The sequence below is a fragment of the Escherichia sp. WS3227_2 genome (genome assembly GCF_046486495.1).
In the GTDB taxonomy this organism is placed as follows: domain Bacteria; phylum Pseudomonadota; class Gammaproteobacteria; order Enterobacterales; family Enterobacteriaceae; genus Escherichia; species Escherichia coli.
This window is the reverse complement of sequence record NZ_JBJQLG010000001.1, coordinates 187,885-199,182: the sequence shown is the minus strand read 5'-3', so window position 1 is coordinate 199,182 and position 11,298 is coordinate 187,885. Positions and strand designations below refer to the sequence as shown.

General features: G+C 53.0%; 5 protein-coding genes. 4 read left to right on the top strand and 1 reads right to left on the bottom strand.

All coding sequences use genetic code 11. The annotated features are described in order from the left end of the window. Positions 1–160: 160 nt before the first annotated feature. Genes ptrA through recD form a run of 3 tightly spaced genes read left to right on the top strand, consistent with a single transcriptional unit; the run spans position 161 to position 8,410 of the window. Positions 161–3,049, top strand: coding sequence for a pitrilysin (gene ptrA, locus ACJHXB_RS00980; RefSeq protein ID WP_001138176.1), 2,889 nt, complete (start codon positions 161–163; stop codon positions 3,047–3,049). Continuing rightward, entirely contained in the window at positions 3,042–6,584 is a 3,543-nt protein-coding gene (gene recB / locus ACJHXB_RS00975; protein WP_001469288.1) for an exodeoxyribonuclease V subunit beta, read from the top strand. Before ptrA ends, recB begins: the two co-directional genes overlap by 8 nt. Next, the gene (gene recD / locus ACJHXB_RS00970) at positions 6,584–8,410 is read left to right on the top strand and encodes an exodeoxyribonuclease V subunit alpha (protein WP_000775930.1); all 1,827 of its coding nucleotides are present in this window, start codon (positions 6,584–6,586) and stop codon (positions 8,408–8,410) included. Before recB ends, recD begins: the two co-directional genes overlap by 1 nt. 61 nt (positions 8,411–8,471) lie before the next feature. Here the strand turns inward: recD and argA are convergent, their stop codons facing one another. Then, positions 8,472–9,803 carry an amino-acid N-acetyltransferase gene (argA, locus tag ACJHXB_RS00965; protein WP_000237947.1) on the bottom strand — a complete coding sequence of 444 codons (1,332 nt, stop codon included), beginning with the start codon at positions 9,801–9,803 and terminating at the stop codon, positions 8,472–8,474. 231 nt (positions 9,804–10,034) lie between these two features. Here argA and amiC point away from each other — a divergent pair, with 231 nt between their 5' ends. Continuing rightward, positions 10,035–11,288, top strand: coding sequence for an N-acetylmuramoyl-L-alanine amidase AmiC (amiC, locus tag ACJHXB_RS00960; protein ID WP_000016907.1), 1,254 nt, complete (start codon positions 10,035–10,037; stop codon positions 11,286–11,288). Positions 11,289–11,298 lie beyond the last annotated feature (10 nt).

The following is an 11,298-nucleotide window of genomic DNA, read 5'->3' as shown; positions in this document are numbered from 1 at the left end:
TGCGCAATTCATTCGCTTACATTATGATGCGCACCAGTCACGGACTGATGGATATATAGACATAGGCTGACTCGTGCAGCACAAGATTAAATTCTGGCAGATGATTTGCGTTAACCTGTTGAATCTGGTCAGAAAATAAAGTTGATTATGAGGTCCGTGAATGCCCCGCAGCACCTGGTTCAAAGCATTATTGTTGTTTGTTGCCCTTTGGGCACCCTTAAGTCAGGCAGAAACGGGATGGCAGCCGATTCAGGAAACCATCCGTAAAAGTGATAAAGATAACCGCCAGTATCAGGCTATACGTCTGGATAACGGTATGGTGGTCTTGCTGGTTTCTGATCCGCAGGCGGTTAAATCGCTCTCGGCGCTGGTGGTTCCCGTTGGGTCGCTGGAAGATCCCGAGGCGTACCAGGGGCTGGCACATTACCTTGAACATATGAGTCTGATGGGGTCGAAAAAGTACCCGCAGGCTGACAGTCTGGCCGAATATCTCAAAATGCACGGCGGCAGTCACAATGCCAGCACGGCACCGTATCGCACGGCTTTCTATCTGGAAGTTGAGAACGACGCCTTGCCCGGTGCGGTAGACCGCCTGGCGGACGCTATTGCAGAACCCTTGCTCGACAAGAAATACGCCGAACGTGAACGTAATGCAGTGAATGCCGAATTAACCATGGCGCGTACGCGTGACGGGATGCGCATGGCGCAGGTCAGCGCAGAAACCATTAACCCGGCACACCCCGGTTCAAAGTTTTCTGGTGGTAACCTCGAAACTTTAAGCGACAAACCCGGAAATCCGGTGCAGCAGGCGCTGAAAGATTTCCACGAGAAGTACTATTCCGCCAATCTGATGAAGGCGGTTATTTACAGCAATAAACCGCTGCCGGAGTTGGCAAAAATGGCGGCGGACACCTTTGGTCGCGTGCCGAACAACGAGAGCAAAAAACCGGAAATCACCGTGCCGGTAGTCACCGACGCGCAAAAGGGCATTATCATTCATTACGTCCCGGCGCTGCCGCGTAAAGTTCTGCGCGTTGAGTTTCGCATCGAGAACAACTCAGCGAAGTTCCGTAGTAAAACGGATGAATTGATTACCTATCTGATTGGTAATCGCAGCCCAGGTACACTTTCTGACTGGCTGCAAAAGCAGGGATTAGTTGAGGGCATTAGCGCCAACTCCGATCCTATCGTCAACGGCAACAGCGGCGTATTAGCGATCTCTGCTTCTTTAACCGATAAAGGTCTGGCGAATCGCGATCAGGTTGTGGCGGCCATTTTTAGCTACCTCAATCTGTTACGTGAAAAAGGGATCGATAAACAATACTTCGATGAACTGGCGAATGTGCTGGATATCGACTTCCGTTATCCGTCAATCACCCGTGATATGGATTACGTCGAATGGCTGGCAGATACCATGATTCGCGTTCCTGTTGAGCATACGCTGGATGCAGTCAATATTGCCGATCGGTACGACGCTAAAGCAGTAAAAGAACGCCTGGCGATGATGACGCCGCAGAATGCGCGTATCTGGTATATCAGCCCGAAAGAGCCGCACAACAAAACGGCTTACTTTGTCGATGCGCCGTATCAGGTAGATAAAATTAGCGCACAAACTTTCGCTGACTGGCAGAAAAAAGCCGCCGACATTGCGCTCTCTTTGCCAGAGCTTAACCCCTATATTCCTGACGATTTCTCGCTGATTAAGTCAGAGAAGAAATATGACCATCCAGAGCTTATTGTTGATGAGTCGAATCTGCGTGTGGTCTATGCGCCAAGCCGTTATTTTTCCAGCGAACCCAAAGCTGATGTCAGCCTGATTTTGCGTAATCCGAAAGCCATGGATAGCGCCCGCAATCAGGTGATGTTTGCGCTCAATGATTATCTCGCAGGGCTGGCGCTTGATCAGTTAAGCAACCAGGCGTCGGTTGGTGGCATAAGTTTTTCCACCAACGCTAACAACGGCCTTATGGTTAATGCCAATGGTTACACCCAGCGCCTGCCGCAGCTGTTCCAGGCATTGCTCGAGGGCTACTTTAGCTATACCGCTACGGAAGATCAGCTTGAGCAGGCGAAGTCCTGGTATAACCAGATGATGGATTCCGCAGAAAAGGGCAAAGCGTTCGAGCAGGCGATTATGCCCGCGCAGATGCTCTCGCAAGTGCCGTACTTCTCGCGAGATGAACGGCGCAAAATTTTGCCTTCAATCACTTTGAAAGAGGTGCTGGCCTATCGCGACGCCTTAAAATCAGGGGCTCGACCAGAGTTTATGGTTATTGGCAACATGACCGAAGCCCAGGCAACAACGCTGGCACGCGATGTGCAAAAACAGTTGGGCGCTGATGGTTCGGAGTGGTGTCGTAACAAAGATGTCGTGGTCGATAAAAAACAATCCGTCATCTTTGAAAAAGCCGGTAACAGTACCGACTCCGCACTGGCAGCGGTATTTGTACCGACTGGCTACGATGAATACACCAGCTCAGCCTATAGCTCTCTGTTGGGGCAGATCGTACAGCCGTGGTTCTACAATCAGTTGCGTACCGAAGAACAGTTGGGCTATGCCGTGTTTGCGTTTCCAATGAGCGTGGGGCGTCAGTGGGGCATGGGCTTCCTGTTGCAAAGCAATGATAAACAGCCTTCATTCTTGTGGGAGCGTTACAAGGCGTTTTTCCCAACCGCAGAGGCAAAATTGCGGACGATGAAGCCAGAAGAGTTTGCGCAAATCCAGCAGGCGGTAATAACCCAGATGCTGCAGGCACCGCAAACGCTCGGCGAAGAAGCATCGAAGTTAAGTAAAGATTTCGATCGCGGCAATATGCGCTTCGATTCGCGTGATAAAATCGTGGCCCAGATAAAACTGCTGACGCCGCAAAAACTTGCTGATTTCTTCCATCAGGCGGTGGTCGAGCCGCAAGGCATGGCTATTCTGTCGCAGATTTCCGGCAGCCAGAACGGGAAAGCCGAATATGTGCATCCTGAAGGCTGGAAAGTGTGGGAGAACGTCAGCGCGTTGCAGCAAACAATGCCCCTGATGAGTGAAAAGAATGAGTGATGTCGCCGAGACACTAGATCCTTTGCGCTTGCCCTTACAGGGCGAGCGCCTGATTGAAGCCTCTGCCGGCACAGGCAAAACCTTTACGATTGCGGCGCTCTATTTGCGCCTGTTACTTGGACTAGGCGGTTCTGCCGCCTTTCCCCGCCCGCTGACCGTTGAAGAACTGCTGGTGGTCACCTTTACCGAGGCTGCCACGGCAGAATTGCGCGGTCGTATCCGTAGCAATATCCACGAGTTGCGCATCGCCTGTCTGCGTGAAACCACCGACAATCCACTGTACGAACGCCTGCTGGAAGAGATCGACGATAAAGCGCAAGCCGCGCAGTGGTTGTTGTTAGCCGAACGGCAGATGGATGAAGCGGCAGTCTTTACTATTCACGGTTTTTGCCAGCGCATGCTCAACCTGAATGCCTTTGAATCCGGCATGCTGTTTGAGCAGCAGCTGATTGAAGATGAGTCTCTGCTACGCTACCAGGCCTGCGCCGATTTCTGGCGTCGCCACTGCTACCCGCTGCCGCGTGAAATTGCCCAGGTGGTCTTTGAAACCTGGAAAGGGCCGCAGGCGTTGCTGCGCGATATTAATCGTTATCTGCAAGGCGAAGCACCGGTTATCAAAGCACCGCCGCCCGATGATGAAACGCTGGCTTCCCGCCACGCGCAAATTGTGGCGCGTATTGATACGGTAAAACAGCAGTGGCGCGACGCAGTGGGTGAACTGGATGCGCTGATCGAATCTTCTGGTATTGATCGACGCAAGTTTAACCGTAGCAATCAGGCTAAATGGATCGAGAAGATCAGCGCTTGGGCAGAAGAAGAGACCAACAGTTATCAGTTACCGGAGTCGCTGGAAAAATTCTCTCAGCGTTTCTTAGAAGATCGCACGAAAGCCGGGGGGGAAACCCCGCGACATCCACTGTTTGAGGCGATCGATCAACTGCTTGCAGAACCATTGTCGATCCGTGATCTGGTGATAACCCGCGCATTGGCTGAGATCCGCGAAACAGTAGCGCGTGAAAAACGCCGCCGTGGTGAATTGGGTTTTGATGACATGTTAAGTCGGCTCGATTCCGCGCTGCGTAGCGAAAGCGGCGAGGTGTTGGCAGCGGCGATCCGTACGCGATTCCCGGTGGCAATGATCGATGAATTTCAGGATACCGACCCCCAGCAGTACCGAATTTTTCGCCGTATCTGGCACCATCAGCCGGAAACCGCTTTGTTGCTGATTGGCGACCCGAAACAGGCCATATATGCATTCCGGGGTGCGGATATCTTCACTTATATGAAGGCGCGTAGCGAAGTTCACGCCCACTACACCTTAGATACCAACTGGCGCTCCGCACCAGGAATGGTGAATAGTGTGAACAAGCTTTTCAGCCAGACTGATGACGCGTTCATGTTTCGCGAAATACCGTTTATTCCAGTGAAATCAGCCGGGAAAAATCAGGCGTTACGTTTTGTCTTTAAAGGTGAAACGCAGCCTGCGATGAAAATGTGGCTGATGGAAGGCGAAAGCTGTGGCGTTGGCGACTATCAAAGTACCATGGCGCAGGTATGTGCTGCGCAAATCCGCGACTGGCTACAAGCCGGACAGCGGGGCGAAGCGTTGCTGATGAACGGCGACGACGCGCGTCCGGTGCGTGCTTCGGACATCAGTGTGCTGGTGCGCAGCCGCCAGGAGGCCGCCCAGGTGCGCGACGCCTTAACGTTGCTGGAAATCCCTTCCGTTTACCTTTCGAACCGCGACAGTGTTTTTGAAACTCTGGAAGCGCAGGAAATGCTTTGGTTGTTGCAGGCGGTGATGACGCCCGAACGTGAGAACACCCTGCGTAGTGCGCTGGCAACGTCAATGATGGGGCTGAACGCGCTGGATATCGAAACGCTGAACAATGACGAACATGCGTGGGATGCGGTAGTCGAAGAGTTCGATGGTTATCGGCAAATCTGGCGCAAACGTGGCGTTATGCCGATGCTGCGGGCGCTGATGTCGGCGCGTAAGATTGCAGAAAACTTGCTGGCAACGGCAGGCGGTGAGCGGCGTCTTACCGATATCTTGCATATCAGCGAACTGCTACAAGAAGCCGGAACGCAGCTGGAAAGTGAACATGCGCTGGTACGCTGGTTATCGCAACATATCCTCGAGCCAGACAGTAATGCCTCCAGCCAACAAATGCGCCTCGAAAGTGATAAACATCTGGTGCAGATTGTCACGATCCATAAATCAAAAGGGCTGGAATATCCGCTGGTTTGGTTGCCATTTATTACCAATTTCCGCGTCCAGGATCAGGCGTTCTATCACGATCGCCACTCGTTTGAGGCTGTTCTGGATCTTAATGCTGCGCCAGAAAGCGTCGACCTCGCGGAGGCCGAACGTCTGGCGGAAGATCTGCGTTTGCTTTACGTGGCGCTGACGCGTTCGGTTTGGCATTGCAGTCTCGGCGTTGCACCGCTGGTGCGCCGTCGTGGCGATAAAAAAGGTGACACCGACGTCCACCAAAGTGCGCTCGGGCGTTTGCTGCAAAAAGGGGAACCGCAAGATGCGGCAGGGCTTCGCACCTGTATTGAAGCGTTATGCGATGATGATATTGCCTGGCAAACGGCACAAACGGGTGATAACCAGCCCTGGCAGGTTAATGATGCTATAACTGCAGAACTGAATGCGAGGACACTACAACGATTGCCCGGCGATAACTGGCGTGTCACCAGCTACTCCGGTTTGCAGCAGCGTGGTCACGGTATCGCTCAGGATCTGATGCCACGGCTGGATGTTGATGCCGCAGGCGTGGTCAGCGTCGTTGAAGAACCGACGTTAACACCGCATCAGTTCCCGCGCGGTGCGTCACCGGGGACATTCTTGCACAGTTTGTTTGAAGACCTCGATTTTACCCAGCCGGTTGACCCGAACTGGGTACAGGAAAAACTGGAGCTCGGCGGCTTTGAATCGCAGTGGGAACCGGTGTTGACCGAGTGGATCACGGCTGTCCTCCAGGCACCTCTCAATGAAACGGGTGTTAGCCTGAGTCAGCTTTCCGACCGCGATAAACAGGTGGAGATGGAGTTTTACCTGCCGATTAGTGAACCGCTCATCGCCAGCCAGCTTGATGCACTAATTCGCCAGTTTGATCCGCTATCCGCTGGCTGCCCGCCGCTGGAGTTCATGCAGGTACGCGGCATGTTAAAAGGCTTTATCGACCTGGTATTCCGCCACGAAGGGCGTTATTACCTGCTCGACTATAAATCCAACTGGCTGGGTGAAGACAGTTCGGCTTACACCCAACAGGCTATGGCAGCGGCGATGCAGGCACACCGCTATGATCTGCAATATCAGCTTTATACCCTGGCGCTGCATCGTTATCTGCGCCATCGCATTGCTGATTACGACTATGATCGTCACTTTGGCGGCGTTATCTATCTGTTCCTGCGTGGTGTTGATAAAGAACATCCGCAACAGGGGATTTACACAACCCGACCCAATGCCGGGTTGATTGCCCTGATGGATGAGATGTTTGCCGGTATGACCCTGGAGGAGGCGTAATGAAATTGCAAAAGCAATTACTGGAAGCTGTGGAGCACAAACAGCTACGCCCGCTGGACGTGCAGTTTGCCCTGACCGTGGCGGGAGATGAACATCCTGCCGTCACCCTCGCGGCGGCACTGTTAAGTCATGATGCCGGAGAGGGACACGTTTGTTTGCCGCTTTCACGACTGGAAAATAACGAGGCATCGCATCCGCTGTTGGCGACCTGTGTCAGTGAAATCGGTGAGCTACAAAATTGGGAAGAATGCTTGCTGGCTTCACAAGCGGTCAGCCGGGGAGATGAACCAACGCCGATGATCCTCTGTGGCGATCGTCTTTATTTGAATCGCATGTGGTGTAACGAGCGCACAGTGGCACGCTTTTTCAACGAAGTGAATCATGCCATTGAGGTTGATGAAGCTCTACTGGCGCAAACCCTGGACAAACTTTTTCCAGTAAGCGATGAAATTAACTGGCAAAAAGTTGCGGCGGCAGTGGCGCTGACGCGGCGGATCTCGGTGATTTCCGGCGGCCCTGGCACCGGTAAAACGACCACCGTAGCGAAGTTGCTGGCAGCGTTAATTCAAATGGCCGACGGCGAACGCTGCCGTATCCGTCTGGCTGCACCAACGGGTAAAGCTGCCGCGCGCTTAACCGAATCTCTCGGCAAGGCTTTGCGCCAGTTACCGCTGAGCGATGAACAAAAGAAACGCATTCCGGAAGATGCCAGCACTTTGCACCGATTGCTGGGTGCGCAGCCGGGTAGCCAGCGTTTACGTCATCATGCCGGTAACCCGCTGCATCTTGATGTGCTGGTGGTAGATGAAGCGTCAATGATCGATCTGCCTATGATGTCGAGACTGATCGACGCCTTGCCCGATCATGCGCGAGTGATCTTTCTCGGCGATCGTGATCAACTGGCCTCGGTTGAGGCTGGGGCTGTGCTGGGCGATATCTGCGCTTATGCCAATGCCGGCTTTACCGCCGAGCGTGCCGGGCAGTTGAGCCGCCTGACGGGAACTCACGTTCCGTCAGGAACTGGCACAGAAGCGGCATCTTTGCGCGACAGTCTCTGCCTGCTGCAAAAAAGCTATCGTTTCGGCAGCGATTCTGGCATTGGTCAGTTAGCTGCGGCGATCAACCGTGGTGATAAAACGGCAGTGAAAACCGTTTTTCAGCAGGATTTTTCTGATATCGAAAAACGGCTTTTACAGAGCGGCGAAGATTATATTGCGATGCTTGAGGAAGCTCTTGCGGGTTACGGACGTTATCTGGATCTGCTGCAAGCGCGTGCCGAGCCGGATTTAATCATTCAGGCGTTCAATGAGTACCAGCTTTTGTGCGCCCTGCGGGAAGGGCCGTTTGGCGTGGCTGGACTGAATGAGCGAATTGAGCAGTTTATGCAACAGAAGCGCAAAATTCATCGTAATCCGCACTCTCGTTGGTACGAAGGCCGACCGGTGATGATTGCCCGTAATGACAGCGCGCTTGGGTTGTTTAATGGCGATATCGGTATCGCTCTGGATCGTGGGCAGGGGACGCGCGTCTGGTTTGCGATGCCGGACGGCAATATTAAGTCTGTGCAACCGAGTCGCTTGCCAGAGCACGAAACTACGTGGGCGATGACGGTACATAAATCGCAGGGATCGGAGTTCGACCATGCGGCGTTGATTTTACCGAGCCAACGCACGCCGGTAGTAACACGAGAGCTGGTTTACACTGCGGTAACCCGCGCGCGTCGACGTTTGTCTCTGTATGCCGATGAGCGTATTTTGAGTGCGGCAATCGCCACGCGTACTGAGCGGCGCAGTGGTCTGGCGGCGTTGTTTAGTTCACGGGAATAAACGTAATTGCCGGATGCGACGCACGAGTGTTACGCATGTCGCATCCGACGATTTTCATCGCTTACCCCAAATCCGCCATCAACACTTTGGATTTACGCTGGTAGTTATACAACTGCTTTTTGCTCTCGGGCAGTAAATCAATATCCACTGGGGTAAATCCACGTTCCTGGAACCAGTGAATACTGCGCGTGGTCAGCACAAACAATTTGCTTAAGCCGCTCTGCTTCGCCTGAGCGGCAATGCGTTCCAGCAGAACCTCGCCCCGTGATGAACTGCGGTAATCCGGGTGAACTGCCACACAGGCCATTTCCCCAATCTTCTCTTCCGGGAACGGATAGAGCGCGGCGCAGGCAATAGTCGTGTTATCGCGCTGAATAATGGTGAATTTGTCGATTTCCATCTCCAGCTGCTCGCGAGAACGGCGTACCAGAATACCTTGCTGCTCCAGCGGGCGAATCAACTCCAGAATACCGCCAATATCGTTGATTGTTGCGCGACGAATCTGCTCGGCGCTTTCCATCACAATCTGCGTACCGATACCATCGCGTGAGAACAACTCTTGCAACAGCGCGCCATCTTCCTGATAACTGATTAAATGACAGCGACGCACGCCGCTGCGGCAGGCTTTCACTGCGCCACGCAAAAAGCGCACCGTACCGGAGTTGTAATCGCCTTTCTCTTCCTGGGCTTCTACCCGCGCTTGCGCTTCGTTAGGGAAAAGTTCGGAGACAATATCACCGTCGTCATTAGTGACGCCCTGGGAAGAGCAAAAACCAATCATCTTTTCAGCTTTCAGTTTGATGGCCAGTTGAGTGGCAATCTCTTCCGAGGTCAGATTAAAGCTCTCGCCAGTGACTGAAACAGCGACCGGCCCCATTAGCACTATTGCACCGCTGTCCAGTTGACGATGGATCGCGTCTTCATCAATCCGCCGGATACGCCCGCTATGGCAGTAATCCACGCCGTCATCGACGCCCAGTGGCTGGGCGATAATAAAATTGCCACTGACGACGTTGATATGCGCGCCCTGCAGCGGCGTGTTATTGAGACTCATCGACAGGCGAGCAGTAATATCCAGTTGCAATGTTCCCGCAGCCTGCTTCACCAGTTCCAGTGTTTTGGCGTCGGTCACACGTATATTCTTGTGATACAGCGGTTCGTGGTGATGCGCAGCCAGATTTGCGTCGATCTGCGGACGTGCGCCATAGACCACCACCAGACGGATGCCGAGGCTGTGCAGCAACCCGATATCATTAACGATACTGGAGAAATTCTCATGCTCAATGGCTTCACCGCCGAGCATGATGACAAACGTTTTTCCCCGGTGGGTATTGATATAGGGAACCGAATGGCGGAATCCCTCGACCAGCTCGGTTTTACGTTCCTTTACCACGGCACACCTCTTTGCATGATTATTCGAAATTAGTGTATTTTTATTCTGTTTTTTCGCAGGGTGCAAGTGTAAATTTTATGCGAGAGCGACTTTTTTATCAGTAATGCCGTGAATATAAAAAGAATGTTTACCGTTTATTAGATGACAGATTATGCGTCTTTCGCTAAAGTTTCCGGTCAAATTAGTCGTTTACTTGTTACACAGCTTAGATTTCTTTTGCTCGGGAGAGGCATGTCAGGATCCAACACTGCAATCAGCCGTCGTCGTTTACTGCAAGGCGCGGGTGCCATGTGGCTATTGAGCGTAAGTCAGGTCAGTCTGGCTGCGGTCAGCCAGGTCGTGGCGGTGCGCGTCTGGCCTGCGTCCAGCTACACCCGCGTGACGGTAGAATCAAATCGTCAGCTGAAATATAAGCAGTTCGCGTTGAGTAACCCGGAACGCGTGGTGGTGGATATCGAAGATGTAAACCTGAACTCGGTACTCAAGGGGATGGCGGCACAAATTCGTGCAGACGACCCGTTCATCAAGTCGGCGCGCGTCGGGCAATTTGACCCGCAAACCGTACGCATGGTTTTTGAATTAAAGCAAAACGTAAAACCGCAGCTGTTTGCCCTTGCACCGGTCGCCGGGTTTAAAGAGCGTCTGGTGATGGACCTCTATCCGGCCAATGCACAGGATATGCAGGACCCGCTGCTGGCGCTGCTGGAGGATTACAACAAAGGCGACCTCGAAAAGCAGGTGCCGCCAGCACAAAGTGGTCCACAACCGGGTAAAGCAGGGCGCGATCGTCCGATTGTCATTATGCTTGACCCTGGCCACGGTGGCGAAGACTCCGGTGCGGTGGGGAAATACAAAACGCGCGAAAAAGACGTGGTATTGCAAATAGCTCGCCGTCTGCGCTCTCTGATCGAGAAAGAGGGCAATATGAAGGTGTACATGACGCGCAATGAAGACATCTTCATTCCGTTGCAAGTGCGCGTAGCAAAAGCCCAGAAACAGCGGGCTGACCTGTTTGTCTCTATCCATGCCGACGCCTTTACCAGCCGTCAGCCGAGCGGTTCCTCTGTGTTTGCGCTCTCAACCAAAGGTGCAACCAGTACTGCGGCAAAATATCTGGCACAAACCCAGAACGCCTCGGACTTGATTGGTGGCGTGAGCAAAAGCGGTGACCGCTATGTCGACCACACCATGTTCGATATGGTGCAGTCGCTGACCATTGCCGACAGCCTGAAGTTTGGTAAAGCGGTGCTGAATAAGCTCGGTAAAATCAACAAGCTGCATAAAAATCAGGTTGAACAGGCCGGGTTTGCCGTACTAAAGGCACCAGATATTCCCTCCATTCTGGTCGAAACGGCGTTTATCAGTAACGTTGAGGAAGAACGTAAACTGAAAACGGCGACTTTCCAGCAGGAAGTTGCGGAGTCTATTCTTGCGGGGATTAAAGCGTATTTTGCCGATGGGGCGACGCTGGCGAGAAGGGGATGATAAAAAGGCG